General features: G+C 56.0%; 26 protein-coding genes and 1 pseudogene. 16 read left to right on the forward strand and 11 right to left on the reverse strand.

Annotated elements, in window-relative coordinates; genetic code table 11:
* The first annotated feature begins 156 nt into the window (after positions 1-156).
* From Q1B27_RS17800 to Q1B27_RS17810, 3 genes are all read left to right on the forward strand, one after another.
* Positions 157-2,016, forward strand: a complete 1,860-nt coding sequence (locus Q1B27_RS17800; protein WP_299849447.1) for an EAL domain-containing protein — start codon at positions 157-159, stop codon at positions 2,014-2,016.
* A gap of 887 nt (positions 2,017-2,903) precedes the next feature.
* Complete coding sequence (locus Q1B27_RS17805) at positions 2,904-3,686, forward strand: hypothetical protein (RefSeq protein WP_299849515.1); 783 nt, start codon at positions 2,904-2,906, stop codon at positions 3,684-3,686.
* A gap of 16 nt (positions 3,687-3,702) precedes the next feature.
* Entirely contained in the window at positions 3,703-4,887 is a 1,185-nt protein-coding gene (locus Q1B27_RS17810; protein ID WP_299849449.1) for an MFS transporter, read from the forward strand.
* Positions 4,888-5,145: 258 nt separating this feature from the next.
* On the opposite strand, the gene Q1B27_RS17815 is transcribed toward Q1B27_RS17810, so the two are convergent.
* The 3 genes from Q1B27_RS17815 to irrA all read right to left on the reverse strand — a co-directional run bounded on the left by Q1B27_RS17815 (position 5,146) and on the right by irrA (position 7,147).
* Positions 5,146-5,529, reverse strand: coding sequence for a RidA family protein (locus Q1B27_RS17815; RefSeq protein ID WP_299849451.1), 384 nt, complete (start codon positions 5,527-5,529; stop codon positions 5,146-5,148).
* A 162-nt stretch (positions 5,530-5,691) separates the two neighbouring features.
* Positions 5,692-6,681, reverse strand: a complete 990-nt coding sequence (locus Q1B27_RS17820; RefSeq protein ID WP_299849453.1) for an NADPH:quinone reductase — start codon at positions 6,679-6,681, stop codon at positions 5,692-5,694.
* A 46-nt stretch (positions 6,682-6,727) separates the two neighbouring features.
* Complete coding sequence (gene irrA, locus Q1B27_RS17825) at positions 6,728-7,147, reverse strand: iron response transcriptional regulator IrrA (protein WP_299849455.1); 420 nt, start codon at positions 7,145-7,147, stop codon at positions 6,728-6,730.
* A 172-nt stretch (positions 7,148-7,319) separates the two neighbouring features.
* On the opposite strand from irrA, the gene fabA reads away from it, so the two are divergent.
* From fabA to Q1B27_RS17845, 4 genes are all read left to right on the forward strand, one after another.
* Complete coding sequence (gene fabA / locus Q1B27_RS17830) at positions 7,320-7,829, forward strand: bifunctional 3-hydroxydecanoyl-ACP dehydratase/trans-2-decenoyl-ACP isomerase (RefSeq protein WP_299849457.1); 510 nt, start codon at positions 7,320-7,322, stop codon at positions 7,827-7,829.
* Between the two features lie 24 nt (positions 7,830-7,853).
* On the forward strand, positions 7,854-9,083 hold the full coding sequence (fabB, locus tag Q1B27_RS17835) for a beta-ketoacyl-ACP synthase I (RefSeq protein WP_299849459.1): 1,230 nt from the start codon (positions 7,854-7,856) through the stop codon (positions 9,081-9,083).
* 6 nt (positions 9,084-9,089) lie between these two features.
* Positions 9,090-9,881, forward strand: a complete 792-nt coding sequence (locus Q1B27_RS17840; RefSeq protein ID WP_299849461.1) for an enoyl-ACP reductase — start codon at positions 9,090-9,092, stop codon at positions 9,879-9,881.
* A gap of 155 nt (positions 9,882-10,036) precedes the next feature.
* On the forward strand, positions 10,037-10,294 hold the full coding sequence (locus Q1B27_RS17845; RefSeq protein ID WP_299849463.1) for a hypothetical protein: 258 nt from the start codon (positions 10,037-10,039) through the stop codon (positions 10,292-10,294).
* A 400-nt stretch (positions 10,295-10,694) separates the two neighbouring features.
* On the opposite strand, the gene Q1B27_RS17850 is transcribed toward Q1B27_RS17845, so the two are convergent.
* Genes Q1B27_RS17850 through Q1B27_RS17865 form a run of 4 tightly spaced genes read right to left on the reverse strand, consistent with a single transcriptional unit; the run spans position 10,695 to position 15,768 of the window.
* Positions 10,695-12,314, reverse strand: a complete 1,620-nt coding sequence (locus tag Q1B27_RS17850) for an ABC transporter ATP-binding protein (protein WP_299849466.1) — start codon at positions 12,312-12,314, stop codon at positions 10,695-10,697.
* On the reverse strand, positions 12,311-13,144 hold the full coding sequence (locus Q1B27_RS17855; RefSeq protein ID WP_299849468.1) for an ABC transporter permease: 834 nt from the start codon (positions 13,142-13,144) through the stop codon (positions 12,311-12,313). The genes Q1B27_RS17850 and Q1B27_RS17855 overlap by 4 nt, the downstream gene beginning before the upstream one ends.
* A complete protein-coding gene (locus tag Q1B27_RS17860) occupies positions 13,144-14,130 on the reverse strand; it encodes an ABC transporter permease (RefSeq protein ID WP_299849470.1) in 987 nt (328 codons plus the stop codon). Before Q1B27_RS17860 ends, Q1B27_RS17855 begins: the two co-directional genes overlap by 1 nt.
* A 42-nt stretch (positions 14,131-14,172) precedes the next feature.
* A complete protein-coding gene (locus tag Q1B27_RS17865) occupies positions 14,173-15,768 on the reverse strand; it encodes an ABC transporter substrate-binding protein (protein ID WP_299849472.1) in 1,596 nt (531 codons plus the stop codon).
* Positions 15,769-16,025: 257 nt separating this feature from the next.
* On the opposite strand from Q1B27_RS17865, the pseudogene Q1B27_RS17870 reads away from it, so the two are divergent.
* Positions 16,026-17,190 (forward strand): annotated as a pseudogene (locus Q1B27_RS17870) (IS3 family transposase).
* A 45-nt stretch (positions 17,191-17,235) separates the two neighbouring features.
* On the opposite strand, the gene Q1B27_RS17875 reads toward Q1B27_RS17870, so the two are convergent.
* Positions 17,236-17,556, reverse strand: a complete 321-nt coding sequence (locus Q1B27_RS17875) for a hypothetical protein (RefSeq protein ID WP_299849474.1) — start codon at positions 17,554-17,556, stop codon at positions 17,236-17,238.
* Between Q1B27_RS17875 and Q1B27_RS17880 the strand changes: the two genes are divergently transcribed.
* From Q1B27_RS17880 to Q1B27_RS17910, 7 genes are all read left to right on the forward strand, one after another.
* The gene (locus tag Q1B27_RS17880; RefSeq protein ID WP_299849476.1) at positions 17,555-17,941 is read left to right on the forward strand and encodes a Fur family transcriptional regulator; all 387 of its coding nucleotides are present in this window, start codon (positions 17,555-17,557) and stop codon (positions 17,939-17,941) included. The two genes, Q1B27_RS17875 and Q1B27_RS17880, sit on opposite strands and share 2 nt — an antisense overlap.
* Positions 17,942-17,972: 31 nt before the next feature.
* Complete coding sequence (locus Q1B27_RS17885) at positions 17,973-18,620, forward strand: DUF2796 domain-containing protein (protein ID WP_299849478.1); 648 nt, start codon at positions 17,973-17,975, stop codon at positions 18,618-18,620.
* Positions 18,586-19,317, forward strand: a complete 732-nt coding sequence (locus Q1B27_RS17890; protein ID WP_299849480.1) for an ABC transporter ATP-binding protein — start codon at positions 18,586-18,588, stop codon at positions 19,315-19,317. Before Q1B27_RS17885 ends, Q1B27_RS17890 begins: the two co-directional genes overlap by 35 nt.
* Positions 19,314-20,564 (forward strand): ABC transporter permease, encoded by a 1,251-nt coding sequence (locus Q1B27_RS17895; RefSeq protein WP_299849483.1) that lies wholly within the window; start codon positions 19,314-19,316, stop codon positions 20,562-20,564. Before Q1B27_RS17890 ends, Q1B27_RS17895 begins: the two co-directional genes overlap by 4 nt.
* A gap of 20 nt (positions 20,565-20,584) precedes the next feature.
* A complete protein-coding gene (locus Q1B27_RS17900) occupies positions 20,585-21,085 on the forward strand; it encodes a DUF3299 domain-containing protein (protein WP_299849485.1) in 501 nt (166 codons plus the stop codon).
* A complete protein-coding gene (locus tag Q1B27_RS17905) occupies positions 21,079-21,588 on the forward strand; it encodes a DUF3299 domain-containing protein (RefSeq protein WP_299849487.1) in 510 nt (169 codons plus the stop codon). The genes Q1B27_RS17900 and Q1B27_RS17905 overlap by 7 nt, the downstream gene beginning before the upstream one ends.
* Before the next feature lie 540 nt (positions 21,589-22,128).
* Entirely contained in the window at positions 22,129-22,581 is a 453-nt protein-coding gene (locus Q1B27_RS17910; RefSeq protein ID WP_299849517.1) for a hypothetical protein, read from the forward strand.
* Here the strand turns inward: Q1B27_RS17910 and Q1B27_RS17915 are convergent.
* Complete coding sequence (locus Q1B27_RS17915) at positions 22,517-22,726, reverse strand: DUF6471 domain-containing protein (protein WP_299849489.1); 210 nt, start codon at positions 22,724-22,726, stop codon at positions 22,517-22,519. The two genes, Q1B27_RS17910 and Q1B27_RS17915, sit on opposite strands and share 65 nt — an antisense overlap.
* 51 nt (positions 22,727-22,777) lie before the next feature.
* On the opposite strand from Q1B27_RS17915, the gene Q1B27_RS17920 reads away from it, so the two are divergent.
* Positions 22,778-23,278 carry a LuxR C-terminal-related transcriptional regulator gene (locus tag Q1B27_RS17920; protein WP_299849491.1) on the forward strand — a complete coding sequence of 167 codons (501 nt, stop codon included), beginning with the start codon at positions 22,778-22,780 and terminating at the stop codon, positions 23,276-23,278.
* Between the two features lie 198 nt (positions 23,279-23,476).
* Here the strand turns inward: Q1B27_RS17920 and htpG are convergent, their stop codons facing one another.
* Together htpG and htpX are read right to left on the reverse strand one after the other, a co-directional pair.
* Positions 23,477-25,342 carry a molecular chaperone HtpG gene (htpG, locus tag Q1B27_RS17925; protein WP_299849493.1) on the reverse strand — a complete coding sequence of 622 codons (1,866 nt, stop codon included), beginning with the start codon at positions 25,340-25,342 and terminating at the stop codon, positions 23,477-23,479.
* A gap of 60 nt (positions 25,343-25,402) precedes the next feature.
* Entirely contained in the window at positions 25,403-26,281 is an 879-nt protein-coding gene (gene htpX / locus Q1B27_RS17930) for a zinc metalloprotease HtpX (protein WP_299849495.1), read from the reverse strand.
* Positions 26,282-26,593: the final 312 nt, after the last annotated feature.

Below are 26,593 nucleotides of genomic sequence, written 5' to 3' on the forward strand. Positions count from 1 at the left end.
TGCACCCAACCCCTTCTTCTGCCCGGAGGTTCGGAGCAGACTTTCTGCACTTTAATCGTTCCATTTTTACATAATAAAATTAGGACGTTGGCGCGGTATAAACCGTTCCTAATCGCTTGGATGCCATAGAAGGGCGGAACTATGTAAGCCCTGTACATGATACCTGCTCAGATATTCAATCAAATCAATGACAAGTGCACGGAAGGCCTCGCACTTGCTTTGGCGTCGAATGATGACGGGGCGGTGATGGAATTTCAGTGGTGTAACAAGGCTTTCACCACGATCACCGGGTACGAAGAAGCGGAAGCGCTTGGTCAACGGGGAACCATTCTGATCGGTCCGGATCTTGAGCAGGGCATTCACCTCTACATCATTGAAAAGCTGATGAACTGGGAGAACTTTTCGACCAAGGCTCTCAATAACCGTAAGAACGGCGACGTTTATTGGCAGCGAATGAGCTGGGTTCACCTATCCGATCCCGAGACGGGAAATCACTGGTGGCTCTGTTCAATCATTGAACTGGAGGAGGAGCGCGCCGAGCCTGCCAAGCGCGCGACAAATGATCTCGAGGTGGCAGATCAGGAAGGCTATGCGAGAGCCGTCGAAAAAGTTCACCGTCTGGAGAAAGAGAACACACGTCTGCACGAACTTGCCAAGTCGGTGGCCAAAGACGCGAACGAAGATGCGTTGACGGGCCTTTCAAACCGGCGGCACTTCGAGGTCGAGCTGAAGACCTGGATTGAAAACCTCAAGCAGCACGGAACGGAATTTGCCGTGCTCTATATCGATCTGGACCGCTTCAAATTCGTGAACGACACGCTTGGCCATGATGCAGGAGACCGGCTGTTGGTTTCGGTTGCCAACATGTTGCGGGACCTGACCGATAAATCCGATCTGGTCGCGCGTCTTGGCGGTGACGAGTTTGTGATTTTGAAGCCGCTGGGGAAGAGCGCTCTCAATGTAAGCAGCATGGCCGACGAGATTGTTCAGAGGATGCAGGCGCCATTCACGTTCGACGGTAAGTCGACAGCCTGCAGCGTGAGTGTCGGGGTGGCAATTGCCAAAGCGAATATGGAAGACCCGGAACGGGTCGTCACAGATTCCGATGAGGCGCTTTATCACGCAAAATCGCAGGGAAAGGGGCGGTGGTCATTCTTTACCGAAGAGATGCACGCCAAGTCCATTGCAACCAAGCAACTGGCGTCGGACCTCCTGCTTGCATGTGAAAGACGCGAGTTCATCCCGTACTTTCAGCCCTTGATTGATGCGGCGACCGGTAGAATTGCCTGCGCCGAGATGCTGGTCAGGTGGTCGCATCCAACCAAGGGCATTCTCGCGCCAGCTGCATTTCTCGATACCGCCGCCAACATGGGGGTTCTCAAGAGGATCGATGAAATCATATTTGCCAGCCTGCATGGGGCTTTGACCCGTCTTGATGAAGCGGGTGTCGACCTTCCTCGCGTTGCGGTCAATGTCTCCGCCGCCCGGTTGGCAGATCCAACCTTCATCCATGACATCAAGAGTTCTGGTATCAATCCGGAAAGACTGACGGTCGAAATTCTTGAATCGGTTTATCTGGATCGAATGGGTGACGTGGTTCGGTGGACCATAGACGAGCTTGACGAGTTGGGCGTGACAATAGCACTCGACGACTTCGGAACGGGGCACGCTTCGGTGCGGGGATTACTGGAAATCAAACCCGCAATCCTGAAGATTGATCGCCATTTCATCCAACCTGTTGTCGCGGATGAGAGCGCCAGGCCGCTGGCTGAATCTATCATTGGTATCGGCAAGAGCCTGGGTATGCGTGTGGTTGCTGAAGGTGTCGAATCCGAAGAGCATGCGCACCTGGTGAGCGAGATGGGCTGCGATTACCTGCAAGGCTTCTATTTCGGCAGACCGATGAGCGAGGATGATCTACGCGACAGGCTCATTGAGACAGGGGGAAAGTTCTGGACCTGCGGGCTGTGGGGTCCTGATAGCGACATGTCGCGCGGTCTCGGCAGAGCGGTTTGATAGCATATCCGGTACTAACGTGTGGGTGCCCGAACCTTTGCTACCCCAAGTTTAAGGCGCCATGGTTTACGAGCGCCGTCGCCAGTCAAATAGGGGTGGCTCGCTTCAGCAGGGGACCGAAAGCTGCATCCGTGTACCAGCGGTCCTAGGCGGCAGCAGTCGCAGCAAGTTCAATCGCGCGGGAAAGCGCCTCGTCGGCGCAATATGTGGGCCGGTTAGCGGCGCAAACCTGTTTACGGCCAGGACCCACTTCATAGATACAGGACAGATAGGCACCATCGGCAATTGCGGATGCGCACGGAACCCATCTCCCTCCGGGGCCTTCGACGGCATTTCCGACGCGCACATTCACAGATCCTGACGGTGGGCAGGATACCAGAATTGACTTATCAAACAGCTTAGAAATACTCATCGTAGCTCCTTTCGCGTGCCCTTTATTCAGGCTGGATTCGACCAAAGTATGGCTGCTCTTACGCCTTTGCCTTCGGGATGCCGCATTCACCGTGAGCATGAGGTCCGATCGAACCGGGAGGCTGGATTTGCATGGCTTTCAGTTTTTAATCCAACCTGATAAATGATTTTAAATTAGGTAGTTAGAACGAGATTGAGACAGGGCGAAAGGTTCTCTCAATTTTATGGATTTTCCTTGTTTTGGTCACTTTCCCCTCGGGCATTTCGCGGGTGTTGCCCGACAACGACGAGAAACGAGCCGGTCTGCCAAAAGGTCAGATCATAGGACGCTTGGGACAGACGAATCCGGCAGTGTGAACACACAAAGAAACCCGGAAATTTGATCTGAAATCCAGCAGGCCGCAAATGGTTAATAACACATCATTAACCATTTGGTGGGAGCCTGCATGCCAGAGCGGGAGCAAAGGGCCAGTTGGATGGGGATGTCACCACGTAGATTGTTTGAATTGACGACACACCTGTCTGGCATCCTCCGCGATCTTGAGGAGGCGGGCATTCATGTTGAGATTGGCGATGACTTTGCCAAGTATCGCTCTTATCGGGGTCAGCAACCCGACCGAAGCCCGATCTACCCGATGTTCGATGTGGCGAGTTCGTATATCGATCGTACCAACGGATTCTGGATTTGCGGGTTTGACCCAGATGGTGATTTGATCCACACGCAGGCCGTGCGCCTTCTTGATCTAACCGGCATTTCACTTGCAACGCATCTGAATATCCACCGCCACAAATACATCACCCCAGACACAACGCCCGATCCGGATCTCACTTATTATTCGGACCCCGAGTCGCTCGATAAGATCACGGGTAAAGTCTGTTATCAGGGCGAGTTCTGGCTTCGTGCCCGTGGCCTTGGCGGACCGCGTAGCCAGGGCGCGACCTCGCTATTGTCGCGCGTCCTGTTCGAGATCATGGTCGGAACCTGGAACCCGTCCTTTGTCTTTGCGCTCGTGCCCAAACAATTGGCCGCGAAGGGTGCGCATCTTCGCTACGGCTACTGTCATTGCGAACCCGGTCGGTGGCTGGGCCCGGATCAACAGGTAACCGAGGAAGACTATTTGATCTGGATGGGGGCCAAGGACATGGCCAATATGCTTGCGCGAGCCCCTCTAAGCCTTCAACGCGGGGCCAGCGTTTCGGTGGTTCAACCCACTGCGGTTGACGCGAAGAGCCATCTGGACGCAAGAGCGAATGTCTGACCGGCGGGGTGGATAAATGACATCCCATACGCCAGAAATCGATCGGGCTGGCCCAGTGGTCGTGTCACCACGCAGGGCGATAATCGGACCGATCGCGGCAAACATCGCGTTCGTGATGGAGCTTACGCTGGTGCCATTGCTATTGCCAGCGATGCAATCGCAGTTCGGCCTGTCGATCGGCGAACTGGCCTGGGTTTTCAACTCCTACGGCATCGCGGTGGCAGTTGGCGTTTTGCTTGGCGGCTGGTGCGGCGATGCCTTCAATACGAGGAAGGTCTTCGGCTACGGGGTTGCCTTCTTCGCCGCTGGATCGCTCCTGGTGGCCGCAGCGGACAGCTTCGAGACACTCATCATCGGGCGCACATTGCAAGGCTTTGGTGGCGGTATCTTTTCGCCACTTGTGCCCCTTCTCTTGACGCGAGCCTTGCCGCTGAAACCGGGACGGGCGCTGATCGTCTGGGGCAGCATTGCGGGCTACGTTGCCGCCTTTGCACCGCTTTTCTATGGCAGATTCCTTGGTGAATATGGTTGGAATATCGCGTTCATTTTCATCACGATCATGGCGGCCATCGCATTGGTGATTCTGAACGTTTCGCAAGTTTCCGATGAACCTGCGCCGTCTTCTGACCCGACGACGGACTATTCGGAACTGTTTCGAGCCCGTGACCTCTGGGTGACATTCGTCTATGTGTTCTGCACCTACGGATCCATCACCTATTACCTGTTCCGGTTGCCAGTCTGGCTGTCGCAGAATGAGGTCAAGGCGGCTAGCGTCGGCTTTGCGTTGTCGATTATGTGGCTGACTTTCTCCGGTCTGAGCACGCTATTGCGAAACATGGTCGACAGCCCGCATATCAGGACAATTATGCTTGCCGCGCCGCTGCTCATCTTCGCCGGATTTCTGCTTTCACACTATAACGAGAACCTCTTTCTCGTCGTCTTGTCATCGGTTCTTGTTGGTTCGGGTTTGGCGTGCAGCAATGCACCGTCAACGCAATTGGTCCTGAGGTTCGCACCGAAGGGGATGAGCGCAGTCTCGACAAGCCTGGACATCACCTTTGCAAGGCTTGGCGGCATTGCGACGGTCGCCATACTTGCAGAGACGGAGTTTGCATATGCCGCCCCCGCGATATGTCTATCGTGCCTCGTCGCAGCCTGCTGCGCGCTGGCGGTACGCAAAGGGCTGGCAAGCGGGGCGTGATTTCCGGATGGACGGAAGTGCTCAATTCGCTGTAATTTCCTACGACAGACCAGCCGATATCATAGGTCGCAGGGTCCTGCGGTTGTCTGTAATGCTGCCAAACTCTTGGGGTAACGACCCACCGTTCGAAAAACTTCAGCGCCCGTCAGCATTGGCTCTGAGCGGGCATCTGGCGTAATCACTCGCATTCTCGCAGCTCCTGTGCTTCAGCGAGGGCGAGGTGCCGACAAGCTGGCCATTCAATTCTAAACGTGGTGGTTATTTCTCGGCGATTGCGTCAATCTCCAGAAGCCAACCCTCTTCGAACATCCCCGCCAAAACAACGGTAAGCGCGAAGGTGTGGCCGGCGAGCTTTGACATTCTCACATCACGGTTTTCCTCCCGGTACTTGCGATCGACAAGAAAGGTGGTCGCTTTTACCAGATGCTCTGGCCCCATGTCAGCTGCGCGCAGCTGAGCCAGAATATTGTCCCATACTGCCTCAGCCTGGCCTTTGAATGTCGTCGGAAGTTCGCCATCCGGCGTGACAGGGGCTTGCCCGCTGACATAGACGCGGCGGGTGGTTTCAGTGACTTCCAGCGCTTGAACATATGCGCCGACAGCTTCGGCTCCGTCCTCCGCGTTTATTCGTCTGATGGCCATTCCTGTGATCTTTCCTTGCGTTCGTATGCAATCCTGATGTTGTTTCTTTCTGACCAGAAGCCAGGGCGCCTGATAAAATCGCCATGCGCCGCAGTGCGTAATTCAATGCCAGGGGTACCTGGTCACATTGGCGAGGACTGATGGCGCAGGCGCGTCAGGGTGTCATGCAATCTTGAGCAGCACCGCCCCGGCCCGACCCGGAGTCATCACGGTGTCATGAGCCTTGGCGCAATCTTCCAGTGCATGTTGCTGGTGAATGGCGGGGGCCAGGGTGCCGTTCAAAAGCGCGTCATGCAGCCGGGCGATGGCGGCGTTCCGGGCGGGTTCTGGCAGGATGTAGATCAGCGTGATGTCGATCTTGAGTGCCTTGAACAGATAGGCACCGAAGGGCAGTTCCGGCGTCATGTTCAGGAAGGAGCCATAGGTCGCGATGGTGCCATTTTCGACCATGACATCGGCCAGTAAATCCACGTTTGCGCCAAACTCCACCTCGACCGCGCGATCAATACCAGCGCCGTGCGTCGCTTCGGTGATTTTTGCCGCTAGATCGACATCTGCATAATCGAATACATGATCCGCGCCTGCCGCGCGGACCCGTGCCTCGGCCGTGGGAGAGCAGGTTGAAATCACCTTGGCGCCGCCGGATTTCGCAAGCTGGACCGCGTTATGGCCCACCGCACCCGCGCCACCACTGATCAAGAGCGTCTTGCCTGCCACATCACCGCCTCCGAACACTGTCTGGGCGGCGGTCAGCCCGGGGATGCCTAATGTGGCACCCAGCTCCAACGATACCTCTTCGGGTAGCGGCACGGCTTGTGCCTGGGGCAGGGCAATGAATTCGGCGGCGGTGCCAAAGGCGCGCTGCCACTGACCGTTCCAGATCCAGACCCGCTGACCGATGCGATCCGGATCGACGCCGTCGCCCACGGCCTCAATCACGCCCGCACCATCGGAATGAGGGATGATCTGGTCAAAGGCGGGTTTGGTGACGCCCGGACGCGCGCCACCGCGGGCCTTGGCGTCTGACGGGTTCACGCCGGATACGGCCAACCGTACCAGCACTTCTCCGGCGGCGGGCGCAGGTGTGGGGACATCCGTCAGGGACAGCACGTCGGCGGCGGGACCGAAACGGGAATAGGTGATGGCGCGCATGGGGTCCTCGCTTGTCGAAAGGGATCAGCGGCCAGAATGGCGAAATTCAGGTGCGGCGCAAGCGGATGATCACATCGACCTTGGCAATCTCGGTGCCGTCGGGGGCCTTGGGCAGGCTGACGATGTCAAGCTGATCGGCAGGCGCGTCGGACAGGCGGTTTTCATCTTCCCAGAAGAAATGCGGATGGTCGTGGGTGTTCGTATCGAAATAACTGCGCGAGCCATCGACTGTCACTTCCTGCACCAGACCGGCATCGCAGAAAGCGCGGAGCGTGTTGTAGACCGTGGCCAGCGACACGCTTTCGCCCATCTTCTTCACATCGGCAAACAGGCTTTCGGCGGTCACGTGGCGGTGCTGCCCATCACCCACGAGAAGTGTCGCCAGTGCCACCCGCTGACGGGTCGGGCGCAATCCGGCACCGGAAAGCCATTTCGTGCCTAGGGTTGTTGCCTGGGAATTTGTCACAACTTTGGTCCTTGTCTCGATGGCCTTAATATAGGGCTTTCACCGCCAGTATTTCAAATAAATTCATGCGCTTTGATGATGCATCCTGCCGCACGCGGGCTTGCATGGCCCTTTTGCCGGGTGCTACAGGAGAAGTAACGGAATATTGCAAGACTGAAAGGGGCCACCCAATATGGCTGATTATCCGACCAGCTTCGACCGGGATGAGCTGCTGAAATGCGCCCGGGGAGAGCTTTTTGGCCCCGGCAATGCCCAATTGCCCGAACCGCCAATGCTGATGATGGACCGGATCACCGATATCAGCGGTGACGGCGGTGAGCATGGTAAGGGGCACGTGGTTGCCGAATTTGATATCAAACCCGATCTTTGGTTCTTTGAATGTCACTTTCCCGGCAATCCAATCATGCCCGGATGCCTGGGCCTTGACGGCCTGTGGCAGCTGACCGGTTTCAACCTGGGTTGGCGCGGCTGGCTGGGTCGTGGTTATGCGCTGGGCGTGGGCGAGGTGAAGCTGACGGGCATGGTTCGGCCGGATCGTAAGATGTTGACCTATTACGTGGATTTCACCAAGGCCGTGCAAACCCGCAGATTGACAATGGGTGTGGCCAATGGTCGGGTTGAGGCAGATGGCGAGGTCATCTATCAGGTGAAGGACATGAAGGTTGCGTTGTCAGAAAGCTGACCCCCTGAACAAAGGAGATCGCTAATGCGTCGTGTCGTGGTCACCGGCCTGGGTATCGTCTCGAGCATCGGGAACAATGCCGAAGAAGTGCTGGCCTCGCTCAAGGCAGGCCGTTCGGGCATCACCGCCAACGAAGATATGAAAGAACATGGCTTTCGCTCGCAGGTGGCGGGAGCGCTGGATATCGACGTCACCGGGCATGTCGACAAGCGGACCTTGCGGTTCATGGGGCCGGGTGCGGCCTATGCCCATATCGCGATGGGGCAGGCGATTGCCGACGCGGGCCTGGAAGAGGGCGATATCGTCAATCCGCGCACTGGGCTGGTTGCGGGATCGGGTGGGCCATCGACCAGCGCGATGCTGGCGGCACATCAGACTGTTCTGAACACCGGAGCGACCAAGCGAATCGGCCCCTTTGCCGTGCCGAAGACCATGTGTTCGACGATTTCCGCCAACCTCAGCACCGCCTACAAGATCAAGGGCATCAACTATTCCATCACCTCGGCCTGTTCGACATCGCTGCATTGTATCGGCAACGCAGCTGAACAGATCATGATGGGCAAGCAGGATGTAATGTTTGCGGGTGGCGGTGAGGAACTGGATTGGACGCTGTCGTGCCTCTTTGACGCGATGGGTGCGATGAGCAGTAAGTACAACGACACGCCTGAAAGGGCGAGCCGGGCTTTTGACGCCGATCGCGACGGGTTCGTGATTTCTGGTGGTGGCGGCATCGTTGTGCTGGAGGATTTGGATCACGCGATCGCGCGAGGCGCGAAGATCTATGCCGAGGTAACTGGCTATGGCGCAACCTCCGACGGGGCCGACATGGTGGCCCCTTCAGGTGAGGGGGGTGAGCGCGCCATGAGGTTGGCGTTGAGCACGCTGGCCGAGGGCCGCAAGGTGGGTTACATCAACGCGCATGGCACCAGCACGCCCGTGGGCGATGTCGGCGAAGTCGAAGCGGTACGCCGCATCTTCGGACAAGGCAGCACACCGCCGATCAGTTCGACCAAATCCATGACCGGGCACAGCCAGGGCGCTACCGGCGCGCAAGAGGCGATTTATTGCCTGTTGGCGCTGCATCACGATTTCCTCATCCCCTCGATCAATGTAGAGACGCTCGATCCGGCGTTGGACCCAGCCGAGATTGCCACAAAACGCGTGGACGATGCCGGGCTAGATACGGTGATGACCAACTCTTTTGGCTTTGGCGGCACGAACGGGTCGATGCTGCTGAGCAAATATAACGGATAAGCACATATGAATGATGCAATGAAGGGCAAACGCGGGCTGATCATGGGGGTCGCCAATGACCGCTCGATTGCCTGGGGTGTGGCCAAGGCGATGCACGAGGCCGGGGCCGAGTTGGCGTTTTCCTATCAGGGTGAGGCATTTGGCAAACGGGTGGAGCCGCTGGCGGCTTCGTTGGGGTCAGACCTGCTGTTGGACGTGGATGTCTGCGATGATGCTTCGCTGGATGCTTGCTTCGACACGCTTTCCGCGCGCTGGCCGACGATTGATTTCGTGGTCCATGCCATCGCCTATTCCGACAAATCCGAGCTGACAGGCCGTTTCCTGAACACCAGCCGTGCCAATTTCAAGAATTCGATGGATATCTCGGCCTATTCCTTCATCGAGGTGGCGCGCCGGGCACATCCGATGATGACTGAAAACGGTGGTACGTTGTTGACGATGACCTATCAGGGGTCAAACCGCGTGGTGCCGAACTATAACGTCATGGGCGTGGCCAAGGCCGCGCTTGAGGCGACAACCCGCTATCTGGCCAATGATCTGGGCCCTGATGGTATCCGGGTGAACGCGATTTCGCCGGGTCCGATGAAAACCCTGGCCGGGGCCGTCATTGGCGGCGCGCGCAAGACCTACAAGCACACTGATGCTAACGCGCCACTGCGCAGCAATGCCACGCTTGAGGCCATCGGAGGTACGGCGGTCTATCTGGCATCGGATGCGGGTGCCTGTACCACTGGCGAGATCATTCGCGTCGATGGTGGCTATCACGTGCTTGGCATGCCTCAGCCCGAACATCTTTGACATCTTTTTGAACGGTTGCGCCGGATTCTGGCTGTAGGGCCAGAAATCAGCCGCTGGTCAGAGAATATGCCATTCCCGACAAATTGGCGGCAAACACCAGTCTTTGGCCAGATGATTGCCGTAAATTTGCCACGAGTGTCGGGCATTCTGTCGCGATGGAATATGCGTTTGCGAAACGAGAGGCGCGACGAGAGCGTTACAAGACGCGGGCCAAGACGGCCCGTTTCTATGCTCGTCTGGTCATGCTGCTTTTGGTATGCACAACTGCTGCGGCCGCTTGGCAGGACGACACCTATGGCCCGCAGATGAAGCAATATGCCCTTATCGCAATGGAAAAATTCGAGGCTGCGACGGATGAAGACAGCGCCAGCCGCAAACTCGTGCAGACTGCAATCAGCAAGCTCGAACTCTAAGCTGAAATTTTTTTCACCTGGCTGCAAATATTATTAAGAACGCAGGTTCAAACCTCAAACCAGATGCAAATACGCTCTATCGGCATGCCAAGCGAGCTCATCGTGGCAGGTAGCGTGAAGTACCTGTTAGATTTCTGCATGTCACTTGGCGACGGAGGAGCGCGGGCGCTTGATAAGGCCGCCGGTAAGAGCCATCTGATCGCAAAAACCCACATGCTTGCAGGCGTGATCTAGGCGGATCTTTTCTGATCGGTTTCAACGGTTTTTGATGTCAGTCAGTTGTTTGGGGAGAGGTTCCCATTTCCTCAATATATCGAAATCGACGAGTGAAACCCATCACTGCTGACATTGGGCACACTGGCTTGAATAAAACGAAGAAGCCGTGGGGAAAATAGTCTGGCTAGTCAGGATGCCATGATTTGCCCGGAACTGCAGCAAGCAGGTCTTTTGTGTATTCTGCCTGCGGGTCACGAAAGATTTCCGCAGTAGGACCGGTTTCGACAACCTCGCCGTATCTCATCACTGCGAGACGATCACAGACCTGCGCCGCGACCCGTAGATCGTGGGTAATGAAGATCATCGACAGCGTCATCCGCTCGCGGATTTCATCCAGAAGTCGCAGAATCTGCGCCTGGATCGAAACGTCCAGCGCAGATACCGGTTCGTCGGCAACCAACACATCCGGGTTCAGCGCCAGTGCGCGGGCAATACCGATGCGTTGGCGCTGCCCACCCGAAAACTCGTGCGGAAAACGATCATAGGCGCGAACGTCCAAGCCGACGATTGAGAGCAACTCTCGGGCTTTTGCCTCTGCCTCGTCCTTTGCGATGCCTTGCAACAAAGGGCCTTGGGTAATGATCTTGCCAACTTTCGAACGCGGGTTAAGCGATGCGAAGGGATCCTGGAACATCATTTGAATGCTGGAGCGATGCGGGCGCATTTCAGCGCGGTTGAGCGGTTGCAGGTCCGTACCGTTGAGCAGAATCTTCCCCTTGTCAGCATCGACAAGGCGCACAATGCAACGGGCGACAGTGGACTTCCCCGATCCGCTTTCGCCCACAATTCCCAGTGTTTCGCCACGCCGCAATTCGAGGTTCACATCCTGCGCTGCTTTCACTACCCGCTCGCTACCGCCAAGCCCAAAGAAGCCGCCGCCGCTGCGGAACACCTTTTCAAGGTTTTCCACCTGAAGCACCGGTTCGGTCGATTGCTTGCGTGGCGGACGTGGTGTCAGGCTGGGGACAGCAGCGATCAGCGCTTGAGTGTAGGGATGCTTAGGGGCATTCAGGACTTCGTCAGCGGTACCAGCCTCGACAAGCTTACCCTGCTGCATCACCGCGACGCGATCCGCGATATCGGCGACAACACCGAAGTCATGCGTGATGAACAGCACACCGGTGTTATGCGCAGCCTGCATTTCTTTGATCAGCTTAAGAATTTGCGCCTGCGTGGTGACATCCAGCGCCGTTGTCGGTTCGTCCGCGATCAGAATTTTCGGGTCAAGCGCGAGGGCCATCGCAATCATCGCCCTCTGGCGTTGCCCACCGGATAGTTCATGCGGATAGGAACGCATGATATGGCCTGGGTCAGGCAGATGAACGTCGGCAAGCAGGGCAATCGCGCGTTCGCGCCGCTCTTTGCGTCGCATGGTTTCGTGAAAACGGAACACTTCGTCGATCTGGTCACCAATGGTCATGACCGGGTTGAGCGCCGTCATCGGTTCCTGAAAGATCATCGAGATTTCGCTGCCGCGTATCTGGCGCATCCGGGCATCCGCCACATCGGCCAGGTTCTCATCGCCAAATCGAATACTTCCCTCTGCAATACGCACATGGGGTTTTGGCAGCAATCCCATCACAGCGCGCGCCGTCAGTGACTTGCCCGAACCGCTCTCGCCTACGATACACAGGATTTCATTCGGCGCGAGATCAAGGTCAACTTCCTCAACTGCAAAGGCCCTTTCGGAGCCTTCGGGCAGACAGATATGCAGATTTCGGATTTCCAGCAGTGGTGAACTCATTGGCGTTCTCGCAAACGCGGGTTCAGCGCATCGTTCAAGCCTTCGCCGACCAAATTGATCGCCAGCACGGTGATCAGGATGGCAATGCCGGGGAAAGTGCAAACCCACCATGCCGAGCGCAACAAGGTGCGCCCTGCGCCGATTTGGAATCCCCAACTCATGATATTCGGGTCACCCAGTCCCAGAAATGCCAGGCCGCTTTCTATCAGGATCGCGGTTGCGACCATCAACGAGCCGATGACGATGATCGGTGACAGGCAGTTTGGCAGAATTTCGCGAAGCATGATCTGTGCATCTCCCATGCCAACCGTGTGGCAGGCCTGAACGAATTCACGGTTCTTGAGCGATAGAAATTCACCCCGAACCAGCCGCGCAACCGCAGGCCAGGAAACCACTGCAATGGCAATCACGATGCTTTCGATAGAGGGCTTCATGATCGCGACCAACAGGATCGCAAAGACGAAGGACGGGATCGTTTGAAACATCTCGGTCGTGCGCATCAAAAGATTATCGATCCTGCCGCCATAATAGCCCGCAAGCCCCCCCATGACCGTGCCAAATCCGACCGCCACAATGGTGGCAAGAAGCCCGATAAAGAGAGAGGTTTTTGCCCCATGCGCAATGCCGGCAGCGACGTCGCGCCCCAGGCTGTCACTGCCCAGCAGAAAACCACCTTCACCCGGGGGCTGCATGGATTTCCCTGCCAGTCTGAATGGATCCTCCGGAAAGATCAGATGGGCCGTAGCAGCCATCAGAATAACCAGGCTGAGGATCACAAGCCCCCCCACGGCCGAGCGATTACGGCGATAAAGTTTCCAGAAATCCCGCATCAATCCACCTCGATGCGCGGGTCAAGCCACGAATAGACGATATCGACGATCAGGTTGACGCCGACAACCAGCAGCGCCGACAAAAGGAATATCCCCAAAAGCAGGTTCAGGTCGCGCGAAAAGAGCGCTTCGAAGGCAAGCATTCCAAGCCCCGGCCATGCAAAAACGGATTCGACAATAACCGAGCCACCGATCAGTGCACCCACCTGCACCCCTGCCATCGTGACAACCGGTAAAAGCGCGTTGCGCAGGACATGGACAAACATGATGCGTCGCTCGGTCAACCCTTTTGCACGCGCCGTGGTCACGTAATCCATCCCGGCCTGTTCCAGCATCGAGGCGCGCATCAGACGCGTATAGAGCGCTAGGTAAAACAAAGAGAGGGTGATTGTCGGAAGCACTAGATGGTGCGCGATATCCCATACCCTGTCCCAGCCCTCATAAAACGCGGCGATGTTTTCCATGCCACTGGTGGGGAACCAGCCAAGGTTTAGGGCGAACACCACGATAAACATCAGTCCCACCCAGAATAGAGGTGTTGCATAGGTCAGCAACGCGAAGACTGAAATAAGCGTGTCACGCCAGGTGTTCAGACCGGTCGCCGCCAGCAGGCCCATTACGATACCCACACCAACCGCCAGAACAATGGTACTGGTCATCAGCAATAGGGTCGGGAAAAAGCGGTCCAGAACGAGGTCGAGTACTGGCATTTCATGCCGGAAAGAATAACCGAGATCAAAGGCTAGTACGTTCTTCAGATATACCGCCAGTTGCACCGGAAGCGGTTTGTCGAGCCCAAACTTCTCGCGCAGTTCGGCCATATATTCGGGCGTTGCCGACCCGGCCTCGCCAGCCAGCACGTCAACCGCATCCCCCTCTGCCATTTGCAACAGGAAGAAATTCACGACGACGATTGCAAAGACAATCGGAATCGCCTGCAATAACCGTTTCAGAACATATCGCAGGCGTTTTGCTGTGTGATTCATTCTGGTGCCGGCCGGTTACGGCCGACACCCAGGGGTGCCGCGTCAGTCATCAAACCAAACCTGGTCAAAAGAGCCATAAGCCCCGAAGCCAGAGAGATCGTGCCCCTTTAGTTTGGAGTTGTAAACTGTCAGGAATTTCATTTCGAAGAGGTTCACGACAGGCAAATCGTTGGCCAGAATCTCCTGAATTTCCTTGTACATCGCGCTACGCGTTTCAGCATTCGCTTCGCGCGCGCCGTCTGCCAGCAATTGATCCAGTTTCGGATTGCTGTAGCGCGACGAATTCACAAAATGCGTACCCTGCCGGATCTGGTCAGTGCCGTAATGACGGTGAACCCCCAGTACCGGATCTGGCAGCTGGTAGAAGTAGTTCACATTCATGCGGAAATCATAGTCCGCATAAACCCGCTTCAGCCAGGTTGGCACGTCTTCATAGCGCAACTCCAGTTCGATACCGATATCGCCAAGCGCTTGCTTCATATATTCGCCCGCTCGGCGCCAGTCTTCGCCATATGGGATCAGGTCCAGAACTGCCTTGGCGCGCACGCCATCCGCATCGGGTGCGATTCCGGCATCGTCCAGTATCTTGACGGCTGCTTCGATATCGGCGTTTGCCGGATAATTCGGCATTCCCGGCGCATAGAGGCCTGTGGCCGCATAGCTGCTCGACAGCGCGCTGGTGGCAGGATTGCCGTAGCCAAACCAGATGTTGTCAATCAGGAACTGGCGGTCAATCGCCATCGAAATGGCCTGGCGGATCTCTGGTTTGTCAAACGGCGGTTCAGTTGTGTTGAACTCGATAAGCGAGACCGGATTGATCATCGCATACCCATCCGTTGTTACACCGATGCTGTCGAGTTCTCTCAGACGTACCACATCGACATTCGGGATCGCGCCATATGCACCGTAGTGTACTTCACCATTTTCCATGGCAGCGGCGCGGGTCGAGGCGTCAGGGATAAAGCGACCGACGATACGGTCCAGATAGGGCAACCCTTCTTTCCAGTACTCCTCGTTCTTATCCAGACGGATGAACTGGCCTTTCTTCCATTCAACGAACTTGAATGGTCCGGTTCCGACCGGGTTATTGGCCAGGCTCGCACTCTTGACGTCCTGTCCGTCCAGCAGGTGTTTGGGCACCATCGGCGATTCATACGCGCCCAGAGAACGCATCATGTAAGGCGCGGGATTGGCCAGGTTAAATACGGCTGTATGATCATCGGGCGTGTCGATCGAGGTGACTTCTTTGAACGAGTTCGGGCCGCGCGGGTGCACTTTTCTGAGCACTTCCATCACGGTGAATTGCACGTCGGCTGACGTAAAGGGCTCTCCATCGTGCCATTTCACGCCCTGGCGCAGATTGAATGTAACAGTCTTGCCATCGTCACTGACTTCCCAACTCTCGGCAAGGGAAGGGATGCCTTTCAGGTCCTTGTCGTAATCAAGCAACCCATCATAAATTTTTGGAGCGACAAGCCCGATCGGGCCAGATGTTGAAATGTAGGACGCCAGAGAAGGCGGCTCCGGTTGAACGAGCATCACCAATGTGCCACCCGCTTTTTGTGCGTGCGCGGCCAAGCCGCTCAAAGCAATTGAAACAGCAGTGATCGCACCGCCCAACCAAATACTTATCTTCATATTACTCTCCCTTTTGTAATTTTTTTGGGGGGTCGTGGCGCGAGCCTGCCTGAATTCCAATAGTCAAACAACCCTTTTACCCTGCATTTACGACCTTTGTATTGTCGCCGACAGCGCAGCTGATGCGTGGATTTTTGGGTCAAAATGATGTCAAAAATCGTGTTGGAAATGCCAGAAAATCCTGCTTGTGACGGCGGCACTGAGCCTCCCCATTTGATTGGGTCCACCGTTAAGATTAGGAAACGGAGGATCAGAGAATGGCGAACAGAAGACCGAAGCCGGAAGAGATTGTCTCGAAGCTACGGCAGGTTGAAGTTCTGATGGGGCAAGGCATGCCGCGCCTGGATGCGATCAAACAGATGAGCGTTGTGGAACAGACCTACTACCGCTAGCGCAAGCAGTACGGCGGAATGGGCGTAGAACAATTGAAGGAACTGAAGCGGCTTCAGAAGGAAAATGAGCGGCTGAGGCGTGCGGTGTCAGACCTGACGCTCGACAAGCTGATCCTATCGGAAGCATCGAGGGGAAACTTCTAAGCCCCGCTCGTCGCCGTGCCTGTATTGATCATGTTCGCAGCCAGTTCAAAGTCTCCGAGCGCCGTGAATGTCGAGTTTTGAGACAACACCGATCCACGCAAAGACGGATTCCGCGGGGCGGACCAGATGAAGAACGACTGGTGGCCGATATGATTGAGCTGGCCAGGCAATATGGCAGATACGGCTATCGCCGGGTCGCGGTGTTGCTGAGAGAGGCAGGATGGTCTGTCAGTGATGGTCGCATCGAACGGCTCTAGAAGCGAGAGGGCCGGAAGGTTCCGCACGAGCAACCAAAGCAAGGACGGCACTGGCTGAACGATGGCTCCTATGTTCGACTTCGACCAGAGCATCGTAACCACGTGTGGTCCTATGACTTCGTGCATTGCCGCACCGATGACGGAAAGGCCTTTCGTACACTGAACATCATTGGAGAGTTCAGTCGGGAATGCCTAACGATCAGGGTGAAGCGGAAGCTGAACTCTACCGATGTCATCGACGCTCTGACGGATCTGTTCATCCTGCGAGGCGCACCGTCCTACATCCGTTCAGATAACGGCCCTGAGTTCGTTGCCCTGGCGGTTCGCGACTGGATTGCGGCTGTCGGAGCCAGAACGTTATACATTGGGCCAGGTTCGCCTTGGGAGAATGGATACTGCGAAAGCTTCAACGGTCAAATGAGAGATGAGCTGTTGAACAGGGAAATCTTCTACTCGCTCAGAGAAGCGCAAATCATCATCGAAGAATGGAGGAAACACTACAACACCAAACCCTTCTCATCGATACTGCGTGTCGACTGCCAGGCAATGGACCACACAGTGCACTGGGCTATCGCCCTCCGGGGCCGGAAACCATCATCCCGATGGAACACAGGCCGATCATGCACTAACAATCAACTTGGACCCGTCAAATAGGGCTTCTCATGAGCAACCAGTTATCTGGAAAAACCTGCCTTGAATAAACGTCTCCGCAGTTCGCCCATTTTGTCGGGATCCTTCAGAGATAAACGATCAAGGTCTTTAACGCAGATTTCGGGCAGCGCGTCCTGACAGAAGTTGACCACTTTGGCAGTGTCTTCTGGGTGTTCAAGCGCCAAATTGCTCGCAGCTAGAAAATGCGCGACGTACCAATTTGGCATCCGGTGTGTCGCGTGCTCAGCCCATTTGATTGCAGTGTCGTAGCGACCATCTCTTCCTGCCTTGAATTTTGTTACATTATAAAATAACAAAACCAGGAATATGGGAGGTTCTTTCATGAGAAAGCGCGCTGCTGCACGGCAAGACGATGTTTTAAGTGTATTGAATGCACGCCAGAAGCCGATGACAGCCTATCAAATTCTTGAAGAGCTACAGGCGAGTGAGCCGGATATCGCGCCGCCGACCGTTTATCGCACTCTGTTGGCGCTGACCGACCAAGGGCGCGCACACAGGCTTGAATCCATCAAGGCCTTTGTACCCTGTCGGTGCAAACATGCCGAAAGTGTACCGGTCCTTGCGATTTGTGAAGGCTGTGGATCAGTCGAAGAGCATGACGGCAGCGGTCTCTTGCCACAACTGACAAAGCTAACGGACCGTAGCGCATTCCACGCAGAGCGGCACATCGTTGAAATTCACGGGCAATGCGGAACCTGCGCGGCCTGACTTCACGCAACTCAATCGGATTGGACACACCATGAAACAGACACTTTCGCTGATTACCATTTTCGCTGCCGTCCCCGCACTTGCAGAAGACACCCGTCAGCTTGACGCCCATGAGCACGGTGTTGGTGCCCTGAACATTGCCATTGAAGGCACGACGGTGGCCATGGAATTCCATGCCCCGGGCGCGGATATCGTCGGTTTCGAACATGCCGCTGTAAGTGAAGCAGATCGCGCGTCGGTGGACGCCGCGGTTGCAACACTTGCGACACCCCTAAACCTGTTCGTACCGCCCGCCGCGGCTGAATGTTCCGTGACCAAGGCAAGCGCCAAGCTGGAGAGTGAAGAGACCCACGACGAGCATGCAGATCATGACGACCATGACGACCATGACGACCATACGGATCATGATGAGCATACTGAGCATGATGATGATCATGCCGAACACGAGGAACATGCCGAGCATGAGGAACATGCGGACGAAGCCGGGCATACAGAGTTTCATGCCGAGTATACCCTTGCCTGCGCCAATCCGACGGCTTTGACCGAAATCAGCTTCGCTTATTTCGATGCCTTTGAAAACGCGCGTGAACTGGAGGTACAGATCATTACCAGTTCTGGCGCGCAGGCGTTTGAAGTGGAACGTGATGCGCCGGTTCTCGATCTGCGGAGCCTTTTCTAAGGTGACGCCGCCCGTCCTTGAACTCTCAGAAGTCGGCTTTCATTGGCCCGGTCGAACGAGGTTCGCTCTGTCTTTGTCCAACTTCACTGTTGATAAGGGCGAAACCGTATTGCTCCTGGGCGAAAGCGGATCGGGTAAATCCACGCTGTTGTCGCTGATTTGCGGTACCATCCTTCCCCATAAAGGGACGGTGCGGGTCGCCGGAACAGATATCACGATGCTGTCGGGCGGCGCACGTGACAGGTTCCGCGCTGAACAGATAGGCGTGATCTTTCAGCAGTTCAATCTCCTGCCTTTCGGAACGGTGGCCGACAACATCCTTCTGCCCCTCCGATTTGCCCCGGATCGGCGCAAACGTGCGGGGGACGCAAAGGCAGCAGCCGCAGCCTTGTGTGAGCAACTTGGTTTGCCAGCGGATGTGTTTGCCGCCAAGGCCAATGCGCTGAGTGTGGGCCAGCAGCAGCGGGTGGCCGTGGCACGGGCGCTGATCGGCCGGCCGCCACTTATTATCGCAGACGAACCGACGTCTGCCCTGGATGCAAACAGCCAGATTGCCTTTCTTGACCTGCTCTTTCAACAGGCATCAGCCAACGACACCTCGCTCCTGATGGTCAGCCATGATCCGCGACTGGCGGAACGCTTCGACCGCGTTGTGCGCATGGAAGACATTGCCCAAATCACGCGGGCCGCCGCATGATCCTGCGCCTTGCCATCGCATCTCTCTTTGCGCGCGCGCTTACGGTGGGCATGACCATCCTTGCGATTGCGCTGTCGGTCGCGCTCTACCTCGGTGTCGAAAAGGTGCGCACCGGGGCGAAGTCCAGTTTTGCCGATACGATCTCGGGCACGGACCTGATCGTCGGCGCCCGGTCAGGCTCGGTTCAGCTCTTGCTCTACTCCGTGTTCCGCATTGGCAATGCGACCAACAATGTTACGTGGCAGAGCTATCAGGACATTGCAGCACGGTCGGATGTTGAATGGATTGTTCCGATTTCCTTGGGCGACAGCCACCGGCAATTTCGTGTCATGGGCACGACGCAAGATTTCTTTGAGCATTACAAATTTCGGCAGGGCAGGTCGCTGGGGCTGGCCCAGGGCGTCATCATGGATGACCTCTTCGATACGGTCATCGGCGCGGATGTCGCCACGACTTTGGGCTATAACGTGGATGACCCGATTGTTGTTGCCCACGGTCTCGCCTCTTTTACCGAGCATAAGGACCAGCCGTTCCGCGTGTCGGGCATTCTGGCGAAAACGGGCACACCGGTGGACCGGACCGTCATTGTCAGCCTGGAAGCGATTGAGGCAATCCATGTGGATTGGCAAAGTGGTGCTCAAATCCCCGGGCAATCGACGCCTGCCGATGTTATCCGCATGATGGAGCTGACGCCGAAGGCTGTGACGGCGGCGCTTGTCGGTGTCGACAGCCCGTTGCAGACTTTCGCCCTTCAACGCGCGATCAATGAATATCCGGAGGAACCGCTGCTGGCGATCCTTCCCGGCGTCGCCTTGCAGGAGCTCTGGGGCATTGTTGGCATTGCCGAAACGGCGCTCTTGGCCGTCTCGGCGATGGTGGTTGTCACGGCATTGATCGGAATGATGGCAACGATCTTTTCCAGCCTGAATGAACGCCGCCGCGAAATGGCAATCTTTCGAGCCATGGGTGCGAAACCAATGACGATCCTCAGCCTGTTGGTGCTTGAGGCGATGCTGATGGCGGCCATCGGGGCCGTGCTTGGTTTGGCCTTTCTCTATGTCGGCCTGATGATTGCGCAACCGGTTCTGGACAGTGCCTTCGGTCTTTGGTTGCCCATCGACGCGCCCACGATGCGCGAAGCAATTGTTATTCTGGCGGTCATCGGTGCTGGCGCAATCGTGAGCCTTTTCCCGGCACTGAGGGCTTACAGAATGTCCCTTGCAGATGGTATGATGGTGAAAACGTGATGTTGAGAATGAGGTATTCAATGCTGAACCGAAGGTCTGCGCTGTCGCTTCTGACAGCATCTGCATTTGCCCCGAAGTCTGCTTTTGCCAGTACTCCGCAAGAAATCACGTGGGATGATCTTATCCCTCCGGGTGTTCCATATTCCGAGATCATCGGCGAAGGTGAGATGGACGAAGCCAACGATCTCTGGAACCCCATTTATGACGCGAATGGCATCAAGCTGAACGAGGCGCTGAATGGTGCATATATCAAGATGCCCGGCTTCATCATTCCCTTCGATGTCAGCGCCAAAGGCGTGAAAGAATTCATGCTTGTTCCCTATGTTGGCGCTTGTATTCACACGCCACCACCACCGGCAAATCAACTTGTTATGGTCAATGCGAAAAACCCCTGGCCGGGCGATCAGCTCTGGGATCCTGTCTGGGTGACGGGAACCATGCGAACCCAGTTGCAATCGACCAACCTTGGTAAAACGGGCTATTCGATCTCCGCTGATGAAATGGCAGTCTATGTATGGTGAAACGCGCCGTTCACCGACGATCGGTACTGGTGGGCCTGACCGCGTCAACGCTGTTGCCGCAGGTCTCGAAAGCTGAAGATGTCGTTGACCTGAGTTGGAATGACCTTCTCCCCGAAGATCAGACCTCCGCTCCGAATGTCTTGCAAGGTCTGATCGACCATGAAAGCGCGCCCCTCTCCAGCCAGCAACCAGCGTCGAGCGGGACGAGAACGGATTGGAACGGGCAGATTGTTCGACTGCCGGGGTTCGTCGTGCCAATTGATCAAAGGGGCACCGGAATCGTCGCTTTCATTCTTGTGCCGTTTGTCGGTGCCTGCGTCCACGTCCCGCCACCGCCCGCCAACCAGTTGGTATTCGTGACGACAGAAGAACCATATGAGAGTGCAGGATTGTACGAAGCGGTTCACGTGACTGGTATGTTTGCCGTGTCATCGGTCTCCACACACCTCGCGGATATCGGTTATGCGCTGTCGGCTGACAGGATCGAGCCGTATCGCGGATAATTCAGACCAAACCCGCGCTCCAAGACATGATCGGGCAGGCTTCCGAAGTCTCAAACAAAGAAACTGGCTTCGCAAGCTATCACGAACTGCCCGGGTATTCTTCGAAGCCGCCATTGTCGTGGCTGCAACGAAAGTCCAGACCTCCCGCATAGCAGACGATGGTCGCTCGTTAGGTGGATGGCCGGACAGCGGACAAAGCCGGCCTTATGTATCAAACGCACCAAGGTTCGGGAAATTGAATAGGACTCCACAACCAACTTGCACTCAAGCAGAGTTCTCGAATGTTCAAGCGGCTCAATCAGTTTTTATGCATTTCGAGTGGCGGCTATCGCTGGCGACAGTGATTTGGAGCCTACTTGTGCCAGCGGGGAGTTTCGCGCTGCCTGCCTGGGCAACAAAGGCGACTGGTGTGTTTAGCCAATACGCCCCCTGTCATGGGTTGTTGCTGGCTTTGCTGGACTGTTTTGCTATGTGCTATCCGTTCTTATTTACGGTACGGGGCAGCAACGCTCGGTTAGATCGCGCTATGACGCCAATTTTATGCAGGAAAGTGGCGGAGTTGACCCTTTGGCGCGAGTGTTTGAGGGTAAACGCATTTACTTGAATGATTTTGTATTGCCATCGCAGCCCCGAGTTGTTGGAAAGACGTTTGTGGATTGCGAGATTGTTGGCCCGGCGAATATGTACTTCGAGCTTGATAACTCAGTAGATGACGTTCAACCGGGCTTGGTGGACGCAGTCTCTCTTAGCGGGGAGCGCCAGTTCTACAACGGCATACTCTTTCGAAACTGTAAGTTTCGTGGCTGCACGTTCCATCGAGTAACGTTATTTCTTGAGCTGAAAGAAGTGCTTAGAATAGAAAATCTTAACTGGCTCAATTGGATTTCACCCATGCCGCCAGCGGACCTTCTGACCGATCAAGACAAGCCTAGCTTAATCGAAGATCAGTCTGACCAATTGCCGCCAGAGACTGAAGAAGAAACGCCGCACTAAACTTGCCCCGTGACAACTTGTTTCTGACGTTAGGCTCTTTGTCCCCGATCATCTCCGCAAGCTGAGCGTAGGTAACACCTTGTCGTTTGAGTTCCGCCTTCAAAATGTTTGCCGCTTTGGCTTCCCTCTGATCTGTGCGCTCCATTCACTCAACACGAGACTGGCCCTAAGAAATCTTAGATCAGGCGTTCCTGCGATGAAATTGGTCAGCGGTGTGGATGTATTTTCTGTTCTGGATCGAGACGGTAACACGGTGTTTTCCAGCGAAAACTGGGAAGTAACAGTTGGCAGATACGCCGAGCTGTCTAACGCAGTGTTTGCGCTGTCCCACACCGACCAGACCAATGAAATACCTTCAGCTGGTGGTTATGTGACATCTCTCAACTTGGAAGAGGATTTTGCGCTCGCACCTGGCGGAAAGGTCATTTTGGTGACCATACGTGAAAAGGCGCATCCTTCTCTTTCCCTAGAAGAAGTGATTGAAAATCTCTACTCGGAGTTGCTCACACCGCGGGAAATAGCGATCAGCAAATTGGTACTACAAGGACATCCAACAGCCAGCATTGCAGAAAACCTTGGGATCAGTATTGGAACGGTAAAAAACCATCGAAAGCGAATGTACAGAAAGCTCGATATCACCACCGAAAGAGAATTCTTTCTGGCTGTGTTATCTTGGTTGTCAGAGAGCGAAACCTGAAACCTTTCCTATCATCGGTTGCAAGTCACGCAGCCGGGTTAGCAGGTTACCAACCCGCTTGGATTCTTACGAGCCTTTGCGGACGGGATGGGCGGCCCATTGCTGCCGTCTATTATGTATCTGTGACGCTGCGGTGCAGCCTTTCATTCCTGCTTTTCGCTGCGGCTGCAAACAACAGTGCCAATCTCAGTGGCATCCCTATGTGGCGACGGCACGTGCCAGAACGTTTCCAAAACGCCTCGCAAATTCGGGCGGGTCGGTCGGGGTTTCACCTTCGACGATACGGGCCTGATCCAGCAAGAGGTGGGCGGCGTCTTTCAAGAGCTCATCGTCAATTGCGTTCTCGCCCTTGGCGCGATCTGCAAGTTTGATGATGATCGCATGGCTGGGGTTAAGTTCAAGAACACGTGGGACGCCGTGTTGCAACTGCCCGTGGCGCTTCAGCAAGCGCTCCAGATTGACATCCATGTCGCCGTCATCGGCGATAAGGCAAACGGGACTGTCTGTCAGACGTTTCGACGGTCGCACGTCCTTGACCGCGTCGCCCAACTCCGCCTTGATGGCGGCGATGAGCCCGGCAAGATCAGCCTCATCAGGTTTATCTGCCTTATCCTTGGTGTCATCCGCATCAATCTTGTCCAGATCAGCGGCCCCGCGAGTGATGGATTTGAACGGCTTGCCATCAAATTCGGTGATGTGCTGCAACCAGAACTCGTCCACGTGATCGGACAGGAGTAGGACCTCGACCCCCTTGGCCTTGAAGCCCTCGAGATGGGGGGACTGGGCCAGCTTGGTGGCATCCTCGCCCGCGATGTAGAAGATTACCTCTTGCCCCTCTTTCATGCGCGCCACGTAGTCGGTAAGGCTCGTCAGATCACCCTCGCCGGTGGATGCAAAGCGACAAACCTCAAGAAGGCGGTCGCGCAGCGCTGCATCCTCGACCAGACCTTCCTTGAGCACAGCGCCGAAATTGTCCCAGAACTGCGCGTAACCCTCTGGTGCCTTGTTGGCCTTTTTCTTCAGTTCATTCAGAACCTTCTTGGTGATCGAGGTCCTGATCTTAGCAAGCTGCGGGTCGGTCTGCAGCATTTCTCGCGAGACGTTGAGCGACAGGTCCTGGCTGTCCACCACCCCGCGCAGAAAACGCAAGTAAGCCGGGATCAGGTCTTTCGTAGTCTCGGAGATGAAGACCCGGTTGACGTAGAGCTTTAAATGGCTCTTGCGCTCGGGCTCGAAGAGATCAAACGGCTGGGTGCTGGGGACGAACAGTAAGCTGGTGTGGTTGAGCGTGCCTTCCACCTTGTTATGCATCACGTGCCAAGGTTCGTCGAAGGCGTGCGAACTATGGCGGTAAAAATCGGTATATTGCTCCTCAGAGATGTCCTTCGGTGCCCGTGTCCAGAGCGCTTCGGCGGCGTTCAGGGTCTGTTCCCCCAGGTTGACCGGGAAGCTGATATGCTCGGAATAGGTCTTGATGATGTGCCGGATGCGGCGCTCTTCGGCAAATTCCTTGGCGTCTTTCTTGAGGTGCAGCGTGACCGTTGTGCCATTGGTCGCGCGCTCGGCTGGCTCGATAGAGAATTCACCTTTGCCGTCGGAGGACCAGAGCCAAGCCTCGGCTTCGCCCGCCTTGCGCGTCACCACGTCGACCCGGGAGGCCACCATGAAGGCTGAATAGAAGCCCACACCGAACTGGCCGATAAGGCCGGGCTTGTCCTTATCCTCAGCCTTGAGCGCTTCGAGGAATGCTCCAGTACCGGATCTGGCGATGGTGCCCAGAGTCTCAAGCAGATCGGCGTGGTTCATACCGATGCCGTTATCTGAGATCGACAGCGTCTTTGTCTTGGCGTCACTTTCCAGCGTGATCGCAAATTCTCCGGAGGGCGCAAGCGCAGCGTCCGTCAGAGCGGCATATCGCAGCTTGTCGCAGGCGTCGGACGCATTGGAGACCAGCTCGCGCAAAAACACCTCGCGGTTGGAATAGAGTGAGCCCGCAACAATCTCCAATAGCTGGCCCACTTCCGTCTGGAAGGAAAACGTTTCTTTCTCAAGGGTCTCTGTCATGGCTTTTACCTCCAAATTCCGATCGCAGCGTTAGTTAGTGAATTCCCGCGCGTGATTCAACTATCCCCAAGGTCCATCCCCTGACGGTTGACTGATGCCGCTCTGTGGGCGGGTACCATCGAGCGTCTTGAGCCTTGCAATGCGCTTTTCGATCGACGGGTGCGTGGCGAACAAACTGTCCATCGCCTGCATGTGAAGAGGGTTGACGATGAACATGTGCGCCGTCGCCGGGTTGCGCTCGGCGGCGATGTTGTCGATCCGGCCAGAGAGCTGGCCCAGTCGCGCAAGCGCAGACGCCAGCCATTCGGGATTGCCACAGATTGCAGCCCCCTCGGCGTCCGCCTCATACTCGCGCACCCGGCTGATCGCCATCTGCACCATGCCTGCGGCCAAGGGCGCGAGGATCATCATTGCGATGGTACCGATGAGCCCTAGGGGGCGATCCCGCCCACCGCCAAAAAACAACGCGAAATTCGCCAGCATAGACACCGCCCCAGCCAGCGTCGCGGTGATCGTCATCGTAAGGGTATCGCGGTTCTTGATATGTGCCAGCTCATGAGCGACCACGCCCGCGATCTCTTCGCGGCTCATATTGCGCATCAGACCGCGCGTGACAGCGACGGCGGCATTTTCCGGGTTGCGCCCGGTGGCGAAGGCATTGGGCTGCTCGGTCTCGATGATGTAGAGCGCGGGCATCGGCATACCTGCTTTCCTGACCATAGCCTGGGTCATCTGCCACAGTTCCGGCGCCGAGCGCGCATCAATGGGCCGCGCCCCGTGCATGCGCAGGACGGCCTTGTCCGAGTTCCAGTAGGAATTGAAGTTCATTGCAAAAGCAATAACGAGTGCGATGATCAGCCCTGCCTCACCGCCCAACATGAGCCCGATCATACTCACAAAGGCTGTCATCGCAGCCATCAGAACAAATGTTCGAGCCATCCGATTTAACCTCCAATGCCCGTCAATGCGCATATAGGAAGGACATTTTGTGACGACAATGACAGGTTAGGTCAGCACATGTTTCAGCGCGCAGTCTGCCTTTCACAGTGCATGGCGATTGCATGCCTCAGGTGTCTGCCAAAGAATCATTGCAGCGTGATATTTGAAATGACGGCCATGGGTTCACAATCGTCATTCGCCGGAGCGATGTAGATCCACTTGTCAACAAACTGATTGATGACGGCCCAAAGCATGCGTAATTGGGCTGACCCTGATCTAAGGTCGAGCTCCCGTTAAGATCACAGGATATCT

Origin of the sequence: uncultured Roseovarius sp., assembly GCF_947489715.1 — a bacterium.
Lineage (GTDB): Bacteria > Pseudomonadota > Alphaproteobacteria > Rhodobacterales > Rhodobacteraceae > Roseovarius.

Excerpts from the sequence above, each read along its gene's own strand:
- Q1B27_RS17800 (WP_299849447.1), top strand. The coding sequence starts at position 157 with ATGATACCTGCTCAGATATTCAATCAAATCAATGACAAGTGCACGGAA.
- Q1B27_RS17805 (WP_299849515.1), top strand. The coding sequence starts at position 2,904 with ATGGGGATGTCACCACGTAGATTGTTTGAATTGACGACACACCTGTCT.
- Q1B27_RS17810 (WP_299849449.1), top strand. The coding sequence starts at position 3,703 with ATGACATCCCATACGCCAGAAATCGATCGGGCTGGCCCAGTGGTCGTG.
- Q1B27_RS17815 (WP_299849451.1), bottom strand. The coding sequence starts at position 5,529 with ATGGCCATCAGACGAATAAACGCGGAGGACGGAGCCGAAGCTGTCGGC.
- Q1B27_RS17820 (WP_299849453.1), bottom strand. The coding sequence starts at position 6,681 with ATGCGCGCCATCACCTATTCCCGTTTCGGTCCCGCCGCCGACGTGCTG.
- fabA (WP_299849457.1), top strand. The coding sequence starts at position 7,320 with ATGGCTGATTATCCGACCAGCTTCGACCGGGATGAGCTGCTGAAATGC.
- fabB (WP_299849459.1), top strand. The coding sequence starts at position 7,854 with ATGCGTCGTGTCGTGGTCACCGGCCTGGGTATCGTCTCGAGCATCGGG.
- Q1B27_RS17840 (WP_299849461.1), top strand. The coding sequence starts at position 9,090 with ATGAATGATGCAATGAAGGGCAAACGCGGGCTGATCATGGGGGTCGCC.
- Q1B27_RS17845 (WP_299849463.1), top strand. The coding sequence starts at position 10,037 with ATGGAATATGCGTTTGCGAAACGAGAGGCGCGACGAGAGCGTTACAAG.
- Q1B27_RS17850 (WP_299849466.1), bottom strand. The coding sequence starts at position 12,314 with ATGAGTTCACCACTGCTGGAAATCCGAAATCTGCATATCTGTCTGCCC.
- Q1B27_RS17855 (WP_299849468.1), bottom strand. The coding sequence starts at position 13,144 with ATGCGGGATTTCTGGAAACTTTATCGCCGTAATCGCTCGGCCGTGGGG.
- Q1B27_RS17860 (WP_299849470.1), bottom strand. The coding sequence starts at position 14,130 with ATGAATCACACAGCAAAACGCCTGCGATATGTTCTGAAACGGTTATTG.
- Q1B27_RS17865 (WP_299849472.1), bottom strand. The coding sequence starts at position 15,768 with ATGAAGATAAGTATTTGGTTGGGCGGTGCGATCACTGCTGTTTCAATT.
- Q1B27_RS17880 (WP_299849476.1), top strand. The coding sequence starts at position 17,555 with ATGAGAAAGCGCGCTGCTGCACGGCAAGACGATGTTTTAAGTGTATTG.
- Q1B27_RS17875 (WP_299849474.1), bottom strand. The coding sequence starts at position 17,556 with ATGAAAGAACCTCCCATATTCCTGGTTTTGTTATTTTATAATGTAACA.
- Q1B27_RS17885 (WP_299849478.1), top strand. The coding sequence starts at position 17,973 with ATGAAACAGACACTTTCGCTGATTACCATTTTCGCTGCCGTCCCCGCA.
- Q1B27_RS17890 (WP_299849480.1), top strand. The coding sequence starts at position 18,586 with ATGCGCCGGTTCTCGATCTGCGGAGCCTTTTCTAAGGTGACGCCGCCC.
- Q1B27_RS17895 (WP_299849483.1), top strand. The coding sequence starts at position 19,314 with ATGATCCTGCGCCTTGCCATCGCATCTCTCTTTGCGCGCGCGCTTACG.
- Q1B27_RS17900 (WP_299849485.1), top strand. The coding sequence starts at position 20,585 with ATGCTGAACCGAAGGTCTGCGCTGTCGCTTCTGACAGCATCTGCATTT.
- Q1B27_RS17905 (WP_299849487.1), top strand. The coding sequence starts at position 21,079 with ATGGTGAAACGCGCCGTTCACCGACGATCGGTACTGGTGGGCCTGACC.
- Q1B27_RS17910 (WP_299849517.1), top strand. The coding sequence starts at position 22,129 with ATGCAGGAAAGTGGCGGAGTTGACCCTTTGGCGCGAGTGTTTGAGGGT.
- Q1B27_RS17915 (WP_299849489.1), bottom strand. The coding sequence starts at position 22,726 with ATGGAGCGCACAGATCAGAGGGAAGCCAAAGCGGCAAACATTTTGAAG.
- Q1B27_RS17920 (WP_299849491.1), top strand. The coding sequence starts at position 22,778 with ATGAAATTGGTCAGCGGTGTGGATGTATTTTCTGTTCTGGATCGAGAC.
- htpG (WP_299849493.1), bottom strand. The coding sequence starts at position 25,342 with ATGACAGAGACCCTTGAGAAAGAAACGTTTTCCTTCCAGACGGAAGTG.
- htpX (WP_299849495.1), bottom strand. The coding sequence starts at position 26,281 with ATGGCTCGAACATTTGTTCTGATGGCTGCGATGACAGCCTTTGTGAGT.